The sequence below is a fragment of the Mesorhizobium sp. YIM 152430 genome, from assembly GCF_029210365.1.
In the GTDB taxonomy this organism is placed as follows: Bacteria; Pseudomonadota; Alphaproteobacteria; order Rhizobiales; family Rhizobiaceae; genus Aliihoeflea.
Map to the genome: position 1 here is coordinate 398,881 of NZ_JARGES010000043.1, position 21,687 is coordinate 420,567.

12 protein-coding genes and 4 pseudogenes are annotated in these 21,687 nt (G+C 61.3%); 8 read left to right on the plus strand and 8 right to left on the minus strand.

Going from position 1 to position 21,687, the window contains the following annotated elements; genetic code table 11:
- Position 1: 1 nt before the first annotated feature.
- The 3 genes from PZ895_RS14215 (at position 2) to PZ895_RS14225 (ending at position 3,812) form a co-directional block, all read left to right on the plus strand.
- Positions 2-376: an OB-fold domain-containing protein gene (locus PZ895_RS14215; protein ID WP_275839633.1), complete on the plus strand. Its 375-nt coding sequence runs from the start codon at positions 2-4 to the stop codon at positions 374-376.
- Entirely contained in the window at positions 373-2,460 is a 2,088-nt protein-coding gene (locus tag PZ895_RS14220; protein WP_275839634.1) for an acetate--CoA ligase family protein, read from the plus strand. Before PZ895_RS14215 ends, PZ895_RS14220 begins: the two co-directional genes overlap by 4 nt.
- 254 nt (positions 2,461-2,714) lie before the next feature.
- Positions 2,715-3,812: a DUF4268 domain-containing protein gene (locus tag PZ895_RS14225; protein ID WP_275839635.1), complete on the plus strand. Its 1,098-nt coding sequence runs from the start codon at positions 2,715-2,717 to the stop codon at positions 3,810-3,812.
- Between the two features lie 247 nt (positions 3,813-4,059).
- Here PZ895_RS14225 and PZ895_RS14230 read toward each other — a convergent pair.
- The 4 genes and pseudogenes from PZ895_RS14230 to PZ895_RS14245 form a co-directional block, all read right to left on the minus strand.
- Positions 4,060-4,394 (minus strand): annotated as a pseudogene (locus PZ895_RS14230) (IS3 family transposase); the annotation flags it as partial.
- 272 nt (positions 4,395-4,666) lie between these two features.
- A complete protein-coding gene (locus PZ895_RS14235) occupies positions 4,667-7,939 on the minus strand; it encodes an error-prone DNA polymerase (protein ID WP_275839636.1) in 3,273 nt (1,090 codons plus the stop codon).
- Positions 7,936-9,459, minus strand: a complete 1,524-nt coding sequence (locus PZ895_RS14240; RefSeq protein ID WP_275839637.1) for a DNA polymerase Y family protein — start codon at positions 9,457-9,459, stop codon at positions 7,936-7,938. The genes PZ895_RS14235 and PZ895_RS14240 overlap by 4 nt, the downstream gene beginning before the upstream one ends.
- A complete protein-coding gene (locus PZ895_RS14245; RefSeq protein WP_275839812.1) occupies positions 9,374-10,132 on the minus strand; it encodes a damage-inducible protein in 759 nt (252 codons plus the stop codon). Before PZ895_RS14245 ends, PZ895_RS14240 begins: the two co-directional genes overlap by 86 nt.
- Before the next feature lie 178 nt (positions 10,133-10,310).
- On the opposite strand from PZ895_RS14245, the gene dinB reads away from it, so the two are divergent.
- Positions 10,311-11,396, plus strand: a complete 1,086-nt coding sequence (dinB, locus tag PZ895_RS14250) for a DNA polymerase IV (RefSeq protein ID WP_275839638.1) — start codon at positions 10,311-10,313, stop codon at positions 11,394-11,396.
- Positions 11,397-11,517: 121 nt separating this feature from the next.
- Positions 11,518-11,601 (plus strand): annotated as a pseudogene (locus PZ895_RS14255) (HVA1 family protein); the annotation flags it as partial.
- Between the two features lie 43 nt (positions 11,602-11,644).
- Here PZ895_RS14255 and PZ895_RS14260 read toward each other — a convergent pair.
- The 3 genes from PZ895_RS14260 to PZ895_RS14270 all read right to left on the minus strand — a co-directional run bounded on the left by PZ895_RS14260 (position 11,645) and on the right by PZ895_RS14270 (position 16,242).
- Positions 11,645-12,688, minus strand: coding sequence for a hypothetical protein (locus tag PZ895_RS14260; RefSeq protein ID WP_275839639.1), 1,044 nt, complete (start codon positions 12,686-12,688; stop codon positions 11,645-11,647).
- A 778-nt stretch (positions 12,689-13,466) separates the two neighbouring features.
- On the minus strand, positions 13,467-15,110 hold the full coding sequence (locus tag PZ895_RS14265) for an E2/UBC family protein (protein WP_275839640.1): 1,644 nt from the start codon (positions 15,108-15,110) through the stop codon (positions 13,467-13,469).
- Entirely contained in the window at positions 15,103-16,242 is a 1,140-nt protein-coding gene (locus tag PZ895_RS14270; protein ID WP_275839641.1) for a CBASS cGAMP synthase, read from the minus strand. Before PZ895_RS14270 ends, PZ895_RS14265 begins: the two co-directional genes overlap by 8 nt.
- Before the next feature lie 103 nt (positions 16,243-16,345).
- Between PZ895_RS14270 and PZ895_RS14275 the strand changes: the two genes are divergently transcribed.
- Positions 16,346-17,335, plus strand: coding sequence for a CBASS cGAMP-activated phospholipase (locus PZ895_RS14275; RefSeq protein ID WP_275839642.1), 990 nt, complete (start codon positions 16,346-16,348; stop codon positions 17,333-17,335).
- Positions 17,336-17,367: 32 nt separating this feature from the next.
- On the opposite strand, the pseudogene PZ895_RS14280 reads toward PZ895_RS14275, so the two are convergent.
- Positions 17,368-17,562: pseudogene (locus PZ895_RS14280) on the minus strand (transglutaminase family protein); the annotation flags it as partial.
- 581 nt (positions 17,563-18,143) lie between these two features.
- Here PZ895_RS14280 and PZ895_RS14285 point away from each other — a divergent pair.
- Positions 18,144-20,233: pseudogene (locus PZ895_RS14285) on the plus strand (ATP-dependent helicase).
- A 592-nt stretch (positions 20,234-20,825) separates the two neighbouring features.
- The gene (locus PZ895_RS14290; RefSeq protein WP_275839643.1) at positions 20,826-21,248 is read left to right on the plus strand and encodes an MbcA/ParS/Xre antitoxin family protein; all 423 of its coding nucleotides are present in this window, start codon (positions 20,826-20,828) and stop codon (positions 21,246-21,248) included.
- The last annotated feature ends 439 nt before the right edge of the window (positions 21,249-21,687 follow it).

A 21,687-nucleotide genomic window follows, 5' to 3' on the forward strand; every position in this document is an offset into this window, starting at 1 on the left:
GATGGACTTACCGACACCCAGAGCCAAATCCATCTCCGAGGGCAGCGCCGTGCGCGCCTACCGCTGCACCGATTGTGGCTTCGAGCATCTTTATGCTCGCGGTTTTTGCCCTCGATGCGGCAAGACCGATCTGCAGCCATTCAGCCTTTCTGGCGAAGGCCGTGTAGCGTCGGTGACTGTCCTCCATAGAGCGCCGACGCCGGAGTACGAATCCAAGGTGCCTTACGCGGTCGCCCTGGTCGATCTGGACGAAGGGTTCCGCGTGATGGGCCATGGGCCCCTCGACGTGGTTCCCGGAGCTCGGGTGTCGGCTGTTTTCGAGGGTTCATCTGACGCTCCACTCAATTTCCAACCGCTTGCCAAGGCTGACCAATGACGCTCGACATGTTCCTCGACCCGAATTCAGTCGCCGTCATCGGCGCGTCCGATAGCGAGGACAAGATCGGTGGCAGACCCATCGCTTTCATGAAACGCTTCGGCTTCAAGGGGAAGATCTATCCGGTTAATCCCAGTCGGACCGTCATTCAGGGACTGCCCGCATTCGCAGGACTCGAGGACCTGCCGGAAAGCCCGGACGTCGCCATCATCGCGGTGGCGGGCCAAGCGGCGGTAGACGCAGTCGGACAGTGCGCCGCGGCGGGCGTCAAAGGCGCGATCATCATCGCCAGCGGCTTTTCCGAGTTGGGTGCGGAAGGGCGCTTGATCGAGGAGAGTATGCGCCGGACCGCCAACGATGCGGGGATGCGCCTCATCGGCCCCAACAGCCAAGGTCTCGCGAATTTCGCAACGGGCGCGATCCTGTCATTTTCGACCATGTTCATCGAGGCCGAGCCGGCCGATGGTCCGGTCGCGTGCCTATCGCAAAGCGGGGCGATGAGCGTCGTTCCTTACGGCCTGCTCCGGGCGCGCGGCATCGGGGTGCGCCACGTGCATGCGACCGGGAACGACTGCGACGTCAGCGTTTCGGAACTGGCGGCGACCGTCGCGGCCGATCCGGACGTCAAACTGATCCTGATATACCTCGAGAAACTCGTCGATCCGGAACATCTTGCCAAAGCCGCGGCCGTTGCCAGGGGGCGGGGAGTTCCGATCATTGCATTGAAGTCGGGCGTATCCGAGGAAGGGAAGCGCGCCGCGGCGTCGCACACCGGGGCGATAGCGAGCGAAGACCGGGTGGTCGACGCGTTCTTCAGGAAGCATGGCATATGGCGCGCCAGGAATACGACTGAACTCGTCCGGGCGGCCGAGCTCTATCTGAAAGGGTGGCGGGGCAGCGGCAGGCGACTTGCCATTATCAGCAACAGCGGGGCGACCTGTGTCCTGTCCGCCGACGCTGCCGAGCGGGAGGGCCTGCAGGTGGCACGGCTGGGTTCCGAAAACGAAGAGAGGATCGGCAAGATATTGCCGGCTTTCGCTTCGTCGCGGAACCCGATCGACATCACCGCCGCTCTCCTCAGCAATGGGGGGCTGTTCGGAGAAGTCTTGCCCGTCGTGGGGAGCGATCCGAACATCGACATGCTTCTCATTGGGATACCCGTCAGCGGACGGGGATATGATTTTCCCCGCTATGCCCGCGATACTGCTAAATTCATGAAGGAAGCGAGCTTCCCTGTCGTCGTAGCAGCACCACAACAGTCGGTCCGGGCCGCCTTTGCGGCCGAGGGTGTTCCCGTATTCGAAACCGAGGACCAAGCGATAGCGGCCCTGGCGCAATTCGCGATGCATCGTGAAATGATCGAGCATACGCAAGGGCATGTTCTCGACCAAACGGGTGTGGTTTCGACCTCCGGTTCGGCGGGCGATTGCAAGACGCTGGACGAAATGCGATCGCTGCGGATCGTCGCCGATGCCGGCTTGGATTGCGCCCGCCATTTGGTATGCGCTTCAGTCGAGGACGCAGTAGCGGTTCAGCGGGAGTGGGCACTTCCCGTGGTGGTGAAGGCGGTATCGGAGGAAGTTCCCCACAAGTCCGACCATGGCCTCGTCCATCTGAACGTCGGTGGCCAAGACCAGGTCCGCTCGGCCTACGTCGATATCGCCGACAAAATGGCGGCCATGGGGAAGCGCTTCGACGGCGTCCTCGTTTCAGAGATGCTCAAAGGCGATCGAGAGCTCGTCATTGGCGCTAACAGAGATCCCCACTTCGGGCCGGTTGTAGTAATCGGCGACGGCGGCATCGCAGTTGAAGCCATTCCTGACAATGTCCTCCTACTAGCTCCATTTTCCAGGCGTGAGTTCAGTGACGCGCTTGCGACGCTTCGGATCGCGCCGTTGTTCGAGGGAGTGCGCGGCAGGAGCGGACTCGCTATCGACACCCTGTTCGAGGCGGCTACAAATCTCGCCGATCTGCTTCGGGACGAAGCTGACATCTGTTCGGTTGATGTCAACCCGATCCTAGTTTCAGCCGACGCAGCGATCGCGGTCGACGCGCTGGTCGTTCGAGGGACGGCGGGTAAGTAAGTGCGACGATAATGCTTGTTGTAAGTCTTCTGCCTCCGCATGTGACCCGCCCACGGTCTGTTCCCAGCTGGCGGATTTTGATCCTGTAAGCATGCGAAGTCACCTCCTCGCCCATGATGGGTCGTCAGCAGCCGGCGAGCAGACGACAACACGATTCTAGGAAAAAATGCGGATAGTCGCGGTGGAGAATGGCTACCGGACGATGCATGTTCTGTGTAAGCCTGTGCACAGATAATCGAGGGACGCCGCGCCGCATGTACAGCATCGACCGCACCGCGAACAGGATCAAGCCGTTGGAGAAAAAGACCTTCGCCGAGCTCCAATTCCGCGAACGCGACCATCTTCAGGAGTGGATCGCCAACCATCCATCCGTCCTCGGCGAGGAACTCCTGATCATCGCCAAAGAGTTTGCAGGTTTCGAGGAAACAAACGAGCGGCTGGATCTCCTCGCGCTTGATACGTCTGGCGCGCTCGTTCTCATCGAGAATAAGCTGGACGACGCGGGCAAGGACGTCACCTGGCAGGCGTTAAAGTATGCCTCATACTGTTCCGGATTCACGAAAGACAGCGTCCGCGACATTTACGCCAAGTATCGCCAGATGGACGTTGCCGCCGCCGAGGAATCGATCGCGGATTTTCTCGGAGCCGAGAGTTTCGGGGAGGCAACGGTCAACGCGGGTTTGACACAGCGGGTCATCCTGGTCGCGGCGCACTTCCGCAAAGAAGTGACTTCGACGGTGATGTGGCTTCGCGGCTTCAACCTGCGCGTTCAGTGCATGTCGGCTGCGATCCACGTCGATGAAGGGGGAAGCCTCTACTTCTCGGTGGAGCAGCTGATCCCGCCGAAGGCGGCCGAAGAGTACATGGTCAACTTGGCACGCAAGCAGCAGTCCGAGGCCGCAGCGGCCGATGTCGATGCTGCTCGCTATACAGTTCGTCGCAACTTCTGGAGCAAGCTGCTTCCCGAGATGGGTAAGGCCACCACCATCTTCCAGAATATCAGCCCGCAGAAGAGCAGCTGGGTGATGGCGTCGTCGGGCATCTCAGGCCTCAGCTGGATGCTTTATGCGCTCGGGACAGAGACGCGGGTCGACTTCTACATCGACTCGAAGGACGCCATGCGAAACGACCTCACCTTCGTGAAGCTGGAAACTAAAAAGGAGGAAATCGAACAGGCTTTCGGAGAGCCGCTTCACTGGGAGCCGCTTCCGAATTACCGAGCATGCCGCATCAGGCACGCCATGCCTGCGAACGTGTTCGATGAGGATCAGTGGCCCAACATGATTTCTTCCCTCACCGAGCGAATGGTTCGGCTGGAAAGCGCAATCAAGCCCCATCTTAAAGAAATCTAAGACCCCAGCGCCTCCGTCTGGTCCCCTGTCGCTAGAAACCGCCTGTCCGCCGTGAGGACCACCATTGCCCGCTTTCCGCTGGAATAAGTAATCACATAGTATGCGCCTACGTCATCTGGCCCCGATTTTACGCGTGTCGAAAAGTTTCTCGCTGCGCCTGGATTCGACATTCCTCCATGACTTCGGTCGAGCCAAACTGGCTCACTACTTGCGTTGAATAGCCCCGAGTTTCATGGAGACCCTCGGGTTACAATTCCTGCTGCCGTTCGAATTCGACAGGTGACAGCATCCGTTCCTGACGTGCTTGCGCTTCGCATTTTAGAACATCTCGATGTAGTCGAACACGTCCTGCCTTGCCTCTTCGTGTGTTCGGTAGGTCCTTCGCCTGATTCGCTCGCGCTTGAGGAGATTGAAGAAGCTCTCCGCCACAGCGTTGTCGTGGCAGTTTCCGCGCCGGCTCATCGAATGCTCCAGATTGTGGTGCTTCAGGAACGCCGCCCATTCCATGCTGGGGAACTGCGAGCCCTGATCCGAGTGGACCAGGACCTTGCTCTTCGGCTTTCGACGCCACACCGCCATCACGTGATCGCCAACGGAAAACTTGCTTATCTCGGCCTCCCTTGTGTTCCAAATGCCTTCGTGGCCGCTTTGTTTCGGCTGAAACCGCATCGAACTCGAACAGAGTGGGCAAGAGATTGGTTGGGAGATGTTGTTGTCGTCTAGGCGCAACTTCGTGGCACGATCTACGATGATTGCCCCGCCCAAATTCAAGCTGTTACAACGGCGGCTTTCAGGAAGTTGCAAAGGAGTTGGGAATGGCAGGCATGGGGTCGAAAGCGGTCGTACTCGGTCGGTCAGCGGAAATCCCGTGTCTTCACCTTAATCGCGTCGATGTGCAAATCTGGGATGTAGATGTCACGCGTCCGCAGGCCTTTCGGCGGCAGCCCGCGCGGGTCGGGCGCGGATGAGCCGTGGTGGAGTTCATCGCCGCGGCCGTGGGGCAGGGGAAAGGGAGTGTCGCGTTCGCCGACGCTCCGGAGTTCGTCTGAAAGATCCTCGATCTTGTGTGCGACCAGGTGGACGACTTCGCCTTCGCGTTGAATGCGCCCTTGGACGGCAATCATTCCAGCGGATAAAACGATGCGGCGATGGGCCTCGAACACCTTCGGCCAGACGACAAGGTTGGCCACTCCGGTCTCGTCTTCGAGCGTAATGAACATGACTCCCTTCGCCGATCCGGGCCGCTGGCGCACGAGCACGATCCCGGCGGCCTGCAGCCACCGCCGGTCCTTGGCGTTCATCGCGTCGCTGCAAGTGACCATCCGGCGGTTCCGCAACTCCTGCCGCAGGAATGAAACAGGGTGGCTGCGAAGCGAAAGCCCGACATGGCCGTAGTCTTCGACGACTTCGCCGCCCGCGGCCATCTGCCTGAGTTTAACAAACGGCTCGACGGCTTCCGGAACGGTCTCTCCTGCCTTAGCTGAGGCTGCGGCGAACAGCGGAAGCTCCTTGTCGCCAAGCCCCTTGATCGCCCACAGCGCGTCGCGACGCGACAGGCCGAACGCAGGGAAGAATCCGTCGGCCTCCGCGATCCGGGCTAGGGCGGCGACTGGGACGCCAGCCCGCCTCCAAAGATCCTCTGCCGATACGAAAGGCCGATCCGCGCGTGACGCGACGATCGAGGCCGCATGCGCGTTGGCGAGGCCTTTCACTATCCGCAGGCCAAGCCGGACAGCGAAGCGCCCGTTGTCACGGGTTTCCTCGAGGGTGCAATCCCACCGCGACGCGTTCACGCAGACCGGACGGATTTCGACACCGTGTTCCTGTGCGTCTCGCACGATCTGGGCCGGGGCGTAAAATCCCATCGGCTGGCTATTGAGGAGGGCCGCGCAAAAGACGTCCGGATGCCAGCATTTGAGCCAAGAGGAGGCGTAGGCGATCAACGCAAAGCTGGCTGCGTGGCTTTCCGGGAAACCGTAGCTGCCGAAGCCTTCGAGCTGCGAGAATGTCCTTTCCGCGAAGGACCGCTCGTAGCCACGGGCGACCATCCCCTCGATTAACTTGGTTTTGAAGGCGCTCACCCCGCCCGTAAACTTGAACGTCGCCATGGATTTGCGCAGCATGTCGGCCTCGCCCGGCGTGAAGCCGGCGCACTCGATCGCGACGCGCATCGCCTGTTCTTGAAAGAGGGGCACGCCAAGTGTTTTTCCGAGAACTTTTTCGAGTTGCGGCGTTGGGTAGTGGACCGGCTCCAGTCCCTCGCGCCGCCGAAGATAAGGATGGACCATGTCACCTTGGATAGGCCCAGGTCTCACGATCGCCACCTGCACGACAAGGTCGTAAAAGGTCCGCGGCTTCAGGCGCGGCAACATGGACATCTGCGCGCGGGATTCGATCTGGAATGTGCCCAGGGTGTCCGCCTTGCGGATCATCGCATAGGTGCGCGGATCCTCGGCCGGGATGCTTGCAAGGTCGTGGATGACGCCCTTGTACTCGGCCAGCAGGTCGAGCCCCTTCTTCATGCAGGTCAGCATGCCGAGCGCCAAGACATCGACCTTCATGAACTTCAACGCGTCGATGTCGTCCTTGTCCCATTCCACGACCTGTCGATTATCCATGGAGGCGGGTTCGATCGGGACGAGATCGTCGAGCCGGTCGTGCGTTAGCACAAAGCCGCCGGGATGCTGTGACAGATGTCGGGGCGCGCCCATGAGCTGGCGGGCGAGGTCTAGGGTGAGCCGAAGGCGTCGGTCGGCGAGATTGAGGTTCAGGTCTTTGACATGCATGTCTTCGACCCCTTCCTCCGACCAGGCCCAGATCTGGCTCGAAAGCGTCTGGATCAGGTCCTCGGGAAGGCCGAGGGCCTTGCCGACGTCGCGCAACGCACCTTTCGTTCGATATCGGACAACTGTCGAGCACAGCGCCGCCCGGTCCCGGCCGTAAGTCTCGTAGATCCACTGGATGACGAGTTCCCGGCGCTCGTGCTCGAAGTCGACGTCGATATCCGGCGGCTCTCGCCGCTCCTCCGACACGAAACGTTCGAACAGAAGATCGTTGCGGGACGGATCGATGGAGGTGATGCCGAGGACGTAGCAGACGGCCGAATTCGCGGCGGAACCTCTCCCCTGGCACAGGATGTCCTGCGAGCGCGCGTAGCGCACGATATTGTTGACCGTCAGAAAATAGGGGGCGTAGTCGAGCTTGCGGATGAGTTCGAGTTCATGGCGCAGGGACACTTTCACCTCCTCGGGCACGCCTTCCTGAAAGCGGGCGGCTGCGCCTTTCCAGGTCAGCCTTTCCAGCGTCTGCTGCGGCGTCAAAATCGGATCGTCCCGCTCCTCAGGGTACTGGTATGCGAGTTCGGACAGGCCGAAGGTGCACCGCCGGGCGATCTCGAGCGTCCGCGCAAGCGCCTCCGGGTACCGGTCGAAGAGGCGATGCATCTCAGCCGCCGGCTTGAGGTAACGGTCCGCATGGCGCTCGCGCCGGAAGCCGAGCCCGTCGACCGTGACGTTGTGGCGGACCGCGGTGACGACGTCCTGCAGCATCCGGCGTCCGGGCTCGTGATAAAGGACGTCGTTGGTCACGATCGTGGGCACACGCATGGCGAATGCGAGGCTCGACAGGTCGTGGAGGCGGAGCTGGTCGTTGGGCCGGCGGCGCAAGGTGAGCGCCAGATAGGCCCGGTCGCCGAACGCGTCACGCAGGCGGCGAAGCCGCAGTCCGCAGTCGTCGTTGGCCAGGTCCGGAACGAGGACGGCGACCAGCCCCTCGCCATAGGCAACGAGATCATTCCAGTGGAGCAGGCATTTGCCCTTCCCGGCGCGCTTCTTGCCGAGAGACAGGAGACGGCAGAGCCGCGAATAAGCGGGCCTGTCGATCGGGTAGACGAGAACGGACATGCCGCAGGCAAGATCGAGCCTGCATCCGACGACGAGCCGGACCTTGGTGGTCTTCGCAGCCTCGAAGGCTCGCACGATCCCGGAAAGCGAGTTGCGGTCGACGACGCCGACGGCTTCGATCCCCATGAGGGCGGCCGTGGCGAACAGTTCCTCCGCCGAGGACGCGCCGCGAAGAAAAGAGAAATGCGTCGTGACCTGGAGTTCGGCGTAACGGGGCTCGCTCATCCGAAGATTCCGTGCATAAACCACCGGTGCGAGCCGGTTTCGGCGTTCTCGCCGTCGCCGGCGCGGTAGACCCAGAAGCGCTCTCCCGCGTCGTCCTCAACGCGGAAATAGTCGCGCACCGCGACGAGCTCGGCGTCGGCCCGCCACCATTCGCCAAACACGCGTTCGGGCCCGTCGGCACGTTTGATCCGCCGCCGTATCCCGCGCCACGAAAACCATGCAGGCGGATGGTCGGGCAGCAGCGCCATCGTTTCGATCACCTCAGGACGGAGCAGCAATCGGGAAGGACGGGGCCAGTGGTCCGGCCATGCGCTTCCCGTGTCGGCGGCGAGCGGCGAGATGCGTTGGACGGACCGTTCTGGAACATCGCTTGCGACCGCCGCGAACCGGTAGACGCCGCGTTCGCCGATGCGATTGGAAAGGACGTCGATTAGGTTGGAGATGTCAGTTGGTGCAGTCTCGATCAGCGTCGTTGCCGATTGGCGGGCGTGCAACGGTTCGGCGACCGTGGCGGCTATGGTCATTAGTTCAATACCGAAACCCGGTGCGATGGTCTCGATCTTGTCGCATAGAAGCCGGGTCAGCCGTTTGACGTCGCGGACCGGCGTCGCCGTCCCGACGCGTACCGCCTCGACGCCGCTGTCGACGCGGTGACAGACGAGATCGAGACGGCGCGCGCCGAGACCCCGTCGATCGAGTTCCATGCAAAGCGCGACGACGAGCTTGCCGACATAGCGCGCGATGGTCTCCGCCGCGCCGATAGGCTCCGCAAAGGAACGCCGGACCTCGACGATGTCATCCGGCCGCAACGGTTCGATCGGTTCGACAGCCTGGCCGAGCGCGTGGTCGATCCGACGACCCAGCTCCGTGCCGAAACGTCGTACAAGCGGAGCGCGGGGTTGCGCCAAAACATCGCCGACGGTGCGGAACCCCAGCTTGACGAGGCCGTGTGCTGTCGCATCGTCGATCCGTAGCGCCCATAGGGGCAGCGGTTCGAGGATCTGAGGTCCATGCGCCGAGTTTGCGACGACTATGGTTTCCCTGCGAAATCGCGCCAGGGCATGCGCGGCTCCCCACGTATCCGCGATGGCGACCTTGGCCGCAATGCCGGACATTGCAAGCCTGCCCACGATCGCGTCAAGCATGGCTGCCTCGCCGCCGTGAAGGTGGTCGGAACCGGTGGATTCGACGACAATGCCGTCCGGCGGATCCACCGCGACGACCGGGCTGAACCGTTGCAACAGCCAAAGCGCGAGACGCTTGAGGCTTTGGGCATCGGCGGCAGGATCGGCGTTCTCGACGACGAGACCGGGGACGAGGACCCGCGCTTTCGTCAGCGGCATCCCGACCCGGATACCCGCCGCGCAAGCAGCGTCCGTCGCCGCGGTCACGACTTGGCGGTTCCGCTCGCTTCCGGCGACGACGAACGGGCGGTCAGACGCTGGCATAACGTCGCCACCCGTCCGCCGCAGCCGATCGATCGGCCACTTCGGCAGGTAGACCGAGATGACCCGAGCCATCACATGCCTCCACTTCGATATCGAGACTTTCGCCCGCGCGGGCGCGGATCAGTTCGACCAGCCATCGGGCGCGGTCTACGCCGGGAACGGGCAGGGGGCGGGACGGAAGAGCGGAGATCCGCCAGCGCGTCATTGCCGCCGTCGGCTGGCCGAAGTCCGCCGCCTCGGCCTGCCGCCGCCATCGGCGCAAGGCGATGCCGACCGAGCCTGTGCCCTCCGCCGCCAATTGCAGGCGACGCGACGCCGTCATGGACAATCGGGACACCTCGGCGACGACAGCGCCAAGACCGCCGTGCCGCAACGCTTCTTCCATACAGCCAAGCAATGCCTTTTCGTCGCCTGTTTCGGCATAAATGACGCGGTCGGCCGCGAGACCGGCTTGGGCAAGAGCAGGGGCGAACAGGTCCTGCCTTGCCACGCACCACAGCACCAGTCCTTGGGTTCTGGCGGCGATACCAGCCGCGAAAAGCGCCGCCGCGGCACCGTCAACCGCGCCGCTTCCTCTACCCGCCACCTCATGCAGCGCTCCTCGCGCGAGACCGCCGCCGGGAAGCTTGCGGTCGATCTCGGGAACGCAAAACGGCAGGACCTCCCGTGCCTTCGCATGTCCACCTTCGAGGTGGACGATGCTGGAACGGAGGGCTTCTATGGCCGGGTTCAGGTTCGATGACATGTGCACAGCGGTTGGCAGGCCGTCAGCTTGATAAGGTGGTTTGTTCCCGTTTTGTTCCTTATGCGCTAGAGAGTCAATCGCGAGTTCGCGCTTCATGATACGACGCCGGGTTAACGTCGGTGGACGAAGCCGGGAATCGGCGCGGTCGGCTCTGATGGAAACGCCGGAGGAAAACCCAGTGGACAGTCACGACGACGGGCGGAAGATCATCCATGTCGACATGGACGCTTTCTATGCTTCCGTCGAACAGCGGGACAACCCTTCGCTGCGCGGCAAGCCGGTCGCTGTGGGCGGTTCGGCCGCCAGGGGTGTCGTGGCGGCCGCGAGCTACGAGGCGCGCGTCTTCGGCGTTCGCTCGGCCATGGCGTCGGTCACGGCCAAACGCCGATGTCCCGACCTCGTCTTCGTTAAGCCACGCTTCGACGTCTACCGCGAAATCTCAAATCAGATCCGGTCGATATTCGCCGAGTACACGGACTTGGTCGAGCCGCTCTCCCTCGACGAGGCTTACCTCGACGTGACCGTGAATAAGAAGGGCATTGAGCTGGCAAGTACGGTGGCGCTGGAAATCCGCAACCGCATCCGCGCGGAAACGGGCCTCAACGCGTCCGCCGGCATCTCCTACAACAAGTTCCTGGCAAAGATGGCGAGCGATCTGAACAAGCCGAACGGCCAGGCGGTGATACCGCCTTCCATGGGGCCGGCGTTCGTCGCGGACCTCGCGGTCAAAAAATTCCACGGTGTCGGACCCGCTACCGCCGAGCGCATGGAGCGTCTTGGCATCAGGACAGGCCGTGACCTTTGCGACAAATCGATCGCGTATCTCGAGGAGATGTTCGGCAAGTCCGGACGCTGGTACCATCGGATTTCGCGTGGCATCGATTTCCGACCTGTCGAGCCCAACCGCGTACGCAAATCGATCGGAGCGGAAGACACGTTCGACGAAGACATCCACGAGTTGGAAAAGGCCGACGCCGAACTCGCCAAACTCGCTTCGAAGATCTGGAAGGGATGCGAGGGCAAAGGCATCACGGGGCGGACGGTCACGCTCAAGGTTAAGTATTCCGACTTCCGCCAGATCACCCGCAGCCGCACCGTCAACCGAAGGATCGAGGGCGCGTTGGAGCTGCAGCTCCACGCAGCAGACTTGTTGCGGGCGGTCCACCCATTCGAACGCGGCATCCGCCTGCTTGGCATCAGCCTGTCCGGCCTGTCGGTAGCCGAAGCGGGACCCGCGGAGGACCGACAGTTGTCGCTCTGGTAGCGGCCTGCGCAAAAATCCGTTTCGGTTTGCACTTGGACATGGCGTCGCTAGTAGCTGCAAACGGTCGGTCGGCGCACCGCTTCTCTGTGCCACGAGCTGAGCCTGCAAAGCGGCCGCGTCAAAGGACGATCCTCAATATATCGTCGAAAGCGAAAAGTCCGGCAAGTCGGCGGCGCATCGGCCGAGTAAACTCAAGAAGCGTTGAAGCAAGCCGCCTCCACGACCCCGTGCCTCGGCCAGAACCAAGGTTACCCGCCAAAGCAGCTCTTGTTCTTCACTTGAACCGGAATAGTGCCCAACCCCCCGTTCTCGGAGCCGTTGACAATTCCGGACATGACATAGGGGTTCCAACGGTAGCCGCAATGTGCGGTGTCCGGGCGCTCCAACAGGCCAAAATATGTCGGTCCGTTGGATACGAGCACGTTCGTCACCTGAACCCGCTCGGGGATGTTGGCTCCGGGCAACAGGCGATAGCTCAAGAGATCGTTGGGATCGGTATAGGCCACGAAATGCAGAGTACCGCTTGGCTCCGCGTCCAAGGCGCGGACGCTCTCCGGCGAGCGCGCTTCCGCAAGAACGTCCAGAAGCGACAGTCCCGGATCGTTGCCTTCGTCCAAGGTCCTCGTCCCGATTGGCGGAAGCCTGCCTCCAGCATCCAGGAGCGGGATCTGATTGGCCGCATAGAAGACGGTCTGCACATCCGCGAGGCGCTCGACCACCGCCGAATCACGTTTTTCCCAGATGGAAAGCAGCCCGTCCGATAGCATCTTGCTTCCTAGGCTCTCCGCGACGAAGACAACTTTGGACCGTGGCCGTTCGGGATCGATGCGGCACCGCCGGTCACCAGAGATCGCTCCTCCGAGCGCATCGCACAGCTCCGAGCGCACCCAGGTCCGGATGCTATCGCCCGCCGCACCCAAATAGATGACGGCGTCCGATAGGCAGTCGTTGATCAATCCCTGCTTGATCTGGGCGTTCAGGCTCGCCTTCACCGGGCTGCCGTCTGGCCTCAGATCATCGAGCTTCACTGCCACCTTTTCCGCATCGTTTAAGGGCGACCAAACGAGGTAGCGCAGTTCGAGACCGTGACTTTTCCCCGAAGGTCCGGCTACCCGGTGTTCATATACCGCTCGGAATGCGCCGCTCGGGTCCGCGACGTCGTAGGGTTCGACAGTCGGCAAGCCTGCGGCAGCTGCGAATGTTGACTGGCGATCGGTCACCCAGGTGTTGCCATGGCTACACATGCCGTGCAGCCACACAACCCGGGTATCGCCCTGGGCAGCGTAGTCCATAACACCCGGGAAATAGGCCGGTCCGGCATATCCTAACGGCGTTAGGCTTGGAGAAGAGTAGGGCGTCGCGCAGCCAGCGACGAACAGCAATAAAGCCATTGCACCGCGGTGGGCATATGCAAGCACGTTCTGAAACGCTGACACGGCATCCCTTCGCCTCTCGGCGATCCTGTCCCAGCAGCGGGATGTTTGCAATGGGCGGCATGCTGGTAGCGTGGCCGACGTTCGCCCTTAGCCGCTCGACAGACGTTAGACCGACGCCTTCGGCACGGTTTCAGGCAGTGCAACGACGGGCGGAAGGCCGCGGCCGCATTATTCGGGGGGCCCTACTTGTTGATGCTCGGACATTCGACGGACTTGTCGGTCATTTCCAAAGCCCCACCAGCAAGAGTTCCAGCCTCCGACAGCGAAAACCAAGGGTGCGCGGCACCTCGCGAAGAGCGATTTCCACGTGCGCCGATCAATAGGCGAAGGGACCGGATCATTCTCGGGATGCGTATGCCATTCGCCCACGTAAGTGTCGGTACCGCTGCTGGCGCGCCAAGCCTTCATCGCCGCGGCTTGGTGTCCCGGATCGCGTCGGTCGAAGATTGTGGCGCGGCACCTGTCGCCAGGTAACGGCGATGTGCACCCGAAAACCTCGATATGGTCACCCCTATAGCACCCTAACAAGACTCCGCCTGCTTCCCGAGCGCTTGGACCTCGTTCGACATGTGTACTGATCACTCTATTACATCGGGCCAAACGAGCACGTAACGTTGGTCGTCGGTCGTCAGGATCAGCGGGCGACGGTGCACGCCGGACAATCTTTACTAGGTGTCGGACTTTGGTCCTTGATCTCAAAAGCTTGCCTAGGATTGAACGTCCGCGAACGAAGCCGATCACGCTGATTTCCGTTCGCCCAATCCAACACGAGGTCGCAGACCAGTGCAGCAGCCGATATCGATCGGGACACCGGAAACGTTACGAACCCGGTATCGCTACAGGCTTGGACAGCACCGATCTCGACGGACACTCCGGGTTTCAGGGTTGGGAAGCGCGAACGACCGGCCAGAGTAGGTTTTAGGCATTTGAGGCATGCGTTCGCTTCGGAACCGTCGACCATCAAACATTGTGCGATCGCTCCGTTTCCTGCGAGCCATCCGTAGAAATGCGTCGGACCTTTAGGCCTCCGGTCGATGGCGCGCTGGTTCAGCGCGATGGAAAATGCTTCCTCGCCTGTGACGTCGATGACGGCATCATAACGAGATACGTCGAACCCCTCGACGTTAGCCCCCGGAAGCATCCCGTTCAGGAACTCGGCACACGCTTCCGCCTTATTCCGGTGAAGGTGCGGCACGCCAAGTAGATGTCGGCCGAGATTGGCTGTTTTCAACTTGTCATTGTCGATCAGATGAAACTCGCCGCCCCCTACCCCGGCACCGCACATCGCCATTTGATGGGCCAAGAAGCTGCCGATTGTCCCGCATCCGATCATCAAGAGCTTCTTGCCGGAAAGATTCCGAGTCCGCCCGAGGTTGCGGCTATACACGTAATCCAGGTCAGCCGCGTCTGTCGAAATCCTTTCGACCCGAACGGTCGATGCCATGGTTCGCAACACCTTCGGGATTGAGCGGCGACGACTGTTGAGGAACTCTCTTGTCTGAAGCTGTTTGGGTAGTCCAAACCTAACCGCGAACATGCCGTTCGTGGCCTTGATCGCCAAAGCCACAGTCGGCGATCCGTCGATTATGGCCTCATCGAGCCGGGTCACGAGGCGCGGATTCAACCATTCAAGCCAAGCGATCACTTGATCGAGCGTAGCGGGAGGCCAAGCCCGGTTGGGGTCGACCGAAACCGCACGATCGATGCTGACGATCAGCGCGCGTTCGATCTCAGATTTGGCTTGTGACGAGGGGTCAAGGTCAGTCCACCAGGATCTTCCGGCGGTCAACACCGGAGTGCGCTTGTCTTCGGTGTTGAGGCGGACAAAGCTTATGCTGCCGGCCCCTGTGAAAGACGGCGGTACATCTGAAAGCATGAAGGTCTCGGTCCAGTAGCCTTCGAATTCCGCGACAAAGTCATCATCAAGCTTCCCCGCGATGGCTTGACGGATCACCTTTTCCGCCTTGTACAAGCACTGCAAGGCGGTTCCGGTCGGATCGTACCGGTCGAGGACGATGGAACCGCGCTGATAGTAGCAGACCACCCCGGTCGGGCCGAAGATGTGCGGGAGCGCCCGTTCGGGAACCGCGTCCCGATCCGTCAGGCGAATGACGGGCAATTGAACGAAGTCGAGGTCGACCAGAGATATCTCGACGGGGATGCCGGGACCGTTGTTCTTCAGCAGCCCGCGGTAGAGGTGGCCGACGCGGGAGGAAATTCTTTCGAATCCGTGTTGGTTCAGACCGTCGTGAAGAGCCGCGATACGCCCGTTAGCCACTTACCGACCGTCCGACTTCCGGAGCGGGCACAGCTTTCTTGGACTGCGCCGTGATCTTGCCCGCCAGGGTGGCGGGGATCGAAACCAAATCCGGACGGTTCGGCACCCTCAGGCCAAACGCCGCGCGCATCTGCGCGACTGCCTCTGCCTCGTTGTCGCATCGCTTGACGATCTCTTCCAATTGCGAAGCAAGTTTCTCCATCTTTCGCGCCACCATCTCTCTATGGTGTCCCGCTATCCTGTTCAAATCCTCCGACTTGCAGGCCGGATTGGGAACCGCGGTTCTTAGATACCCTGAGAGACGCTCGGCGACAGCGAGTAAGCGTTCGTCCTCCCGCTCGGGGAGGTAAAGTCCACGAATCTCTTCGTAAGCTTGCCAGATGCAGGCCATGAGCAGAATCGACGTCACGCGATACTGGTCGAGTTCGAAATGATCCCGCCAGCCTTTGATGAACCGGGCATCACGGCGAAGGCGCTCGCCGTACAGGCGCACGGCGTCGGTGAACCATCTATGGATGAGGCGAGGATCAGATTCGACCCAATCTTCGTCGCGATGGGCGAGCAAGACGGCATCGGACGGCAGGTCGCTCCAGTCATCAAGGGATTTCTTGATCGCCGTGCGAGTAGATAGGGCATCGTGAACTTCGAGGAGCTGGAACTGGGCGTCCGGGATCGCATAAAGAGGGACGTCGATGTGAGCGTCGCTCGAGATCACAAGTCGCGAACAGGTCGGTTTTTCGACATGGTCCCAGCCCATCTCCTCGGCCATGTCCTTAAGTGCGGTATCCACAAACTCGAAGAACATCGTGGCAGCCTGCGACGGCCGCGTACCTTGCACGAACGACAGAGGCAAATAACAGCCGTCGTCGAGATCCATCTGTTGATGGGGAGGCCAAGCTGGGTCATTCAGCGTTTTGTAGGCGAAGCTGCCCTGTGTGAAAAATCGGGGGCGCACCATGCGACCGAACGCCTGTTCGCTGCCCGCCGCGAATGCCTTCCGGAGATGGTCCCGTATAGTTTTCTTGGCTTCGCGCAGGAATCGATCCCGGGGAGTGAGGTTGACCAGATACGTCTCAGGGTCGACCGTGGTGTAGAGGAGCTTTGAAACGTTGGCCATCACCGGTCCTTTCATGGCCGCAATTCCGATGTCGGCCGGACCTATGGTATAGCCGATTCTAGCTAGGGAACAAACATCGAACGTGTCGAGAAAAAACTCCAAAGCATAGGGAGAGGCGATGCCATTCCAAATTTTGAGCCTTTCAGGCGGCGGGTACCTCGGCCTCTATACGGCGGCGGTGTTGGCGGAGATCGAAGCGCTCTACCAAAAACCGATCATCGATAGCTTCGACATGATCGTCGGCACGTCTGTGGGAGGCATTACAGCTCTGGGGCTCTCTGCAGGTACGCCCGCTTCCGAGATTCTGGACAGCTTCTATGTTGATGGGCCTGACATCTTCGGTTCAAGTCGCCCTCCCCGGGGAGGGATAAGCGGGTTTCTCAATGTGGTGCGAGGAATTCGGAAGGCCCGTTACGATCCGAATCCGCTGCGCGGCGTCATTGAACGGATAGTTGGTGCGGAAACGGTGATGGCCAACCTTCGACGGCCGACGTTAGTTCCGGCCGTGAACCTGACAAAGGGTGGCCCGCGCGTATTCAAGACGGGACATCACCCGGATTTCAAGTTCGATTGGAGACTCAACGTAGTGGACGTAGCACTGGCTACCTCGGCCGCGCCGACGTACTTCCCGCTGCATCGAATCGGCAGCGAACTGTTCGCCGACGGCGGAATGTTTGCCAACTCGCCGGACATGATAGGAATCCATGAGGCGGAGCACTTTCTCGACATTGACCGTGAGGATATTCACCTCTTGAGCATCGGAACGACGACAACCAAGTTTGCTTTCTCGTCCTCGGTAAGCCAGCAGATCGGCGCTTATGGATGGATGAAAGACGAACGGTTGCCGACGGTGATGATCGGGTGCCAACAGGCGCTCGCCGACCACATGGTGCAACACATTCTCAAAGAGAGATATCTTCGCATCGATCGCGAGCAATCGCCGGACCAGAAAGTCGAACTGGCGCTCGATTGTGCGAGCGAGAACGCAAAGCGCGATCTGTCGGCAATGGCGGCCCAGTCAGCGATGGAGATGTCCAACGACAGGCGGCTTGAAGACATGCTCTCGCATTCCGCTCCACCGTTCTCGTTCATTAATGCCGGCGGATGAACTCGGCTAGCCATCGTCGCGCATTTGCCTACTTACTTCGCTCCGGCATCGGGAGCCGGCTCCTCCGTTGAAACGGCATCGACCGTCCGCCCGTTCTCCTCGCCGCTCCCGTCGGCATGCTCGATCGTGATCTCGACCGGCCCGGCTTCCATCTCGCCGAAGGGCGAGGCGAACGCGATCTCGGCGGCGTCGCGACCGACGCCAATGCGCACAAGTCCGTCTAGGTTCCCGCCGGGCAAATTGAATAGAATTCTGATTGTTCGGCAAGCTTGTGACGCGGAGCGCGCCTCCTTTTGAGCGGAGCGCCCATGCACGTAGGCGCGTTTGAGGCATGGGTCGCTCAGCCGGATCGACCGGGATCTCCGGGGAAAAATGGCCGACTTGGTGGGCATCAGGAAAGTCTGTGCGACCTGTTAAGATCCCTCTCCGGAGTCACGATCGGATTCGGAACCCGAACGCTACCTTCGGTGGCCTCCTTTCGGCGCTCCCAGATCATGCTGCGCGGCGAGACTTCGGACCTCGCCGTTTTCCGGAGTTGCTCTAAGCCGAACGAGGATGTCCGTGATCGGACGGCGGTGGCACAACATTGCATGACCGCGAACCTGCCGCGCCGATTTGTCAGATCCACGGCAGATGGACCTCGCGATGACACCGCACCTCAGGAAGATCGGGAAGCGCTGCGAGGCATGGGCTAGCGAGTGCCTCGTTTCGCCTTGCACCGCAACCGCCGCCGATCAGCGCATCGAGACGCGCCAGCATGAGGCAGTTCCCTTGCGAACGAAACGGAAACGGGCTTCAGTCCGCAGCCATGGACCTACTCATTTCCGACTCGCGGCCGGCTCCCGACGAGCACGGCTATCTCGCGGGACTCAACGCCGAGCAGCGGCAAGCCGTCGAGCATGGAAACGGCGACGTCGCCGGTCCGCTTCTCGTCATCGCCGGAGCAGGTTCGGGCAAGACGAGCGCACTCGCGCATCGCGTGGCTCACCTGATCGTCAAGGGTGCCGATCCACGCCGCATCCTTCTGATGACGTTCTCGCGCCGCGCAGCGGGCGAAATGCGGAGCCGGGTCGAACGCATCTCCGCCAAGGTCATGGGGGAGAAGGCGGCTATTTTAACCGAGGGCCTGATTTGGGCGGGCACGTTCCACGCGGTAGGCGCTAGGTTGCTGCGCGACTACGCGCTGGAGATTGGCCCCGATCCTGCCTTCACGATCCATGACCGCGAGGACTCGGCGGACCTTATGAACCTGGTCCGCCACGAACGCGGCTTGTCCAACACGGAAAGCCGGTTCCCGGCCAAGGGAACGTGCGTTGCCATCTACTCGCGCGTCGTCAACGCGCAGGCTGAACTCGAACCCATACTCGCCAGGAACTTCCCCTGGTGCGTCGGATGGGCGGACGAACTGAAGCAGCTCTTTGGCGCGTATGTCGAGGCGAAGCAGGCGCAGAACGTCCTCGACTACGACGACCTGCTGTTGTGGTGGGCGCAGATGTGCTCCGAACCGGCGATCGCCGGACATCTGTCCGGACGGTTCGATCACATACTGGTCGACTAATATCAGGACACGAACCGGTTGCAGGCCGCGGTCCTTACGGCCCTTAAGCCCGACGGCCGCAGGCTTACCGTCGTTGGCGACGACGCGCAGTCCATCTACGCTTTCCGCGCAGCCGAGGTGCGCAACATCCTCGATTTCCCAAACATTTTTTCCGAACCCGGCCACGTCGTCACGCTCGACCGGAATTACCGCTCGACGGCGGGCATCCTCGACGCGGCGAACGCGGTGATTGCCGAGGCGGCCGAACGGTTCACGAAGAACCTCTGGACCGACAGGGGGGCGGCGAGAAGCCCAGGCTCGTGACGGTACGCGACGAAGGCGAGCAGGCGAACTATGTATGCGAGATTATACTGGCCGAACGCGAGGCCGGGACAGTCCTGAAAGAGCAGGCGGTCCTCTTCCGCTCGTCCCATCATTCCGGCCCGCTGGAAGTCGAACTGACCCGCCGCAATATCCCCTTCGTCAAATTCGGCGGTTTGAAGTTCCTGGATGCGGCGCATGTGAAGGACGTGCTCGCAGTCTTGCGGTTTGCCGAGAACCCCAAAGACCCGGTCGCCGCGTTCCGGGTGATGCAACTGCTGCCGGGCATCGGTCCGTCGGCTGCCGCCGGGGCGATGGAAGCGATGGAGCGCGCCCTGGATCCCGTACTTGGCCTGCAGCTATTCCAGCCACCGTCTCGCGCCGGCGAGGACTGGCCGGGGTTCGTCGACCTTTTCGCCGGGCTACGGTCCCGCTCCAACTGGCCCGCCGATCACGAGCACGTCAGGTTGTGGTACGAACCGCATCTGGAGCGCATCCACCAAGACGCGCAGGTCCGGCGCAACGATCTATTGCAGCTCGAGCAGATCGCTTCCGGACATCCGACGCGGAAGCGTTTCCTGACGGACCTGACGCTGGATCCTCCGAGCGCGACGAGCGATGAGTCCGGGCCGCCGCTGCTCGATGAAGACTATCTGGTCCTATCGACCATCCATTCCGCAAAAGGGCAGGAGTGGAAGAACGTCTTCGTCCTCAACGGCATCGACGGCTGCATTTCGTCGGATCTCGGTGTCGGCGAGCGGGACGAACTCTAAGAGGAACGTCGTCTCCTTTACGTCGCCATGACGCGCGCAAAGGATGCGCTTCATCTAATCACTCCGCAACGATTCTCCGTGCATGGGCAGGCGGTACGCGGCGACCGCCACGTCTACGCCTCGCGGACGCGCTTCATTCCCGATCATACGCTCGATCTGTTCCAGCAGACATCCTGGCCGCCGCCAACCGCTTCGAACGGCGCGCGCGTCGCGCAGCCGGCCGTGCGTGTCGATCTTAAGATTAAGATGCGCGGGATGTGGGGCTGAACGAATTGCAGCTTAGAACGCCCCACGTTCCACCTCAGATGACGCTCGACGAAGGTCAATGGAGCATGGTCACACGAAAACAAACCCAACTATGCCGACGATCAAGAGAATCGCGGAGGCCGCGAAGATCAGCCGCGTCCACCAGGGCATGTGTGGCGTCCACTCTTCCCTGTCATATCCACTCATTGGTGCCTTTCTCCCTCCACCTGCGAACGCTATGCGGTCAGGTCAGATCAGGCAACCCGGAACTCGGGCAGCAGCCTCCGCACCATCATTGATCATGTCGTCTTCGAACCAAAATGCCTCCTAACCGGTTGCGGTTATTCAGCGGCGTCGACGTGGGAGCCGAAATCCTGCAGACGGATGAATAGACGAGGCAGATGGAGTTTGAGCGGGCGGGTGGATAAGGCAGCTCCCGATCCGAAGTGGTAGGCTGCCCTCTCGTCCAGCCGCCAAGATCAAAATCCCGCAACCACGACGGTACGTGATAGGCTCACTACGCCAGCGGCGTCGTGGCTGCCGCAATTCGAACGGCATGAGGTACTTGCCAATTGGCGAGCATAAAGCTGTATATGCAAAAAGGAGCAATACAATGCAGCTTCAGAGCGTATCGTCAACGCCGGCCAGTGCGGGCAAGCCCTTGATCACAGACGCCGAAGCCGGCGCTTTGGCACGGGCAACAGTAAACCTAGCCAAGGTCTGGGAACTGGCCGACGCGGAAGCGTGCGCCCTTCTAGGCGGCATGTCCGCACGCACTTGGGCGCGTTGGAAGGACGGCTCCCACGGTCGAACCGACCGGGATCTTCGTGCAAGGATGGCCGACTTGATGGGCATCCATGAAGGTTTGCGCTACCTGTTCAAAGATCCGTCCCGCGGCTACGAGTGGATTCGCAAGCCGAACGCTGCGTTCGGCGGCCTTTCGGCGCTCCAGATCATGCTGCGCGGGGATATCTCAGACCTCGCGGCGATCCGAGATTGGCTCGAAGCTGAAGGGGGATCACCGCCAGTTGCATGAGTGTAGGCCTGAACGCCTGAAACGGAGAGCGCCTCTGACCTAAACCCGCAATCCGTGGGCACGCTGGATGAGGTGGCAAGCTACGAATTCTCCGATTGCATCGAGTTCCTTTGGCTGGAGGACGGAGACCGGTCAAGGAAGCGCCTGTCGGGCTTCAACCCCGCGGAGTTGTTGGCGACATTGGCCGCAGAGGGGGGCCGGATGAACCAAACGCGTTATCGCGAATGAAGTTCGCCGCTTTCAACCTCGACGGCGTCAACAAGCGGTTCGCCAATCTCCCCGCTTGGCTCGCAACCGCAAAGCCAACGTCATCTGCCGTCAATGCTCTCCATGTGCGGACGTCTCTGGACATGCGACCGAGGCACTCTTGAATATCGCCTTTTCCAGAGCCTACGGCCTAAGTACGAAGCCTAACAAATCCCGAGTTGCAATTCTGGAG